Origin of the sequence: Mycobacterium sp. E1386, from assembly GCF_001672745.1 — a bacterium.
Classification (GTDB): Bacteria; Actinomycetota; Actinomycetes; order Mycobacteriales; family Mycobacteriaceae; genus Mycobacterium.
The window spans coordinates 1-616 of record NZ_LZKH01000112.1 but is presented as its reverse complement, the minus strand read 5'-3'; the positions used below and the strand labels follow the sequence as shown (position 1 = coordinate 616).

Here is a 616-nt window from a genome sequence, read left to right as displayed (position 1 = left end):
ACGACCGCGCGACATGCCGGGAAGATCTTTGTGTAGTTCACCACGCCCACCACCTTGACGTGGTCGAGCTGCGGCACGTCGCTGAAATCACTCCACCCGGAGCAGACCAGCGCCCGCTCACCCAGCTCCGCGCACGCCGCGCCGATCAGGGCGACCGTGTCGGCTGGCGATTCGGCAACCGGCATGCTGCCGAAGCCGAAGCAAATCGGCGGTGTCCCCTTCGCGATCCACGACAACACCTCGTCGTCGGTATCGGTGGGCAACTCCATCGTCAGCGATCCGACGAAAGGACGCTGGCCGCCCCACTTCGCCCATTCGGCCGCCAGCCCAGGGAAGCACACCTCGTCGTATGCCTGGATTTCCAGCGACCCGCGTTCGGCGATCCGTCGCGGCGAGGCAACCGTGGCCGTCGGCAGGCCGAGTTCACGGCGCTGCCGATCCTCGGCCCTCTTGTTCATCCGCCAGCACACCCAGTCGTACACCGCCATTCCGGTACGCACCATCGGCCCCGGCAGCATCGGAATCAGCTGCCCGTTCGGCCGCATCGGAAAGTGATGCAGTGTCGCCAGCGGAATGCCGTAATACTCCGCGACGTTGGCGGCGGCCTGTTCGAAAT

Annotated in this window: 1 pseudogene; it reads right to left on the bottom strand. The window is 65.9% G+C overall.

The features are described 5' to 3' along the window. Positions 1-616, bottom strand: a pseudogene (locus A5709_RS12360) (glycosyl transferase family 1); the annotation flags it as partial.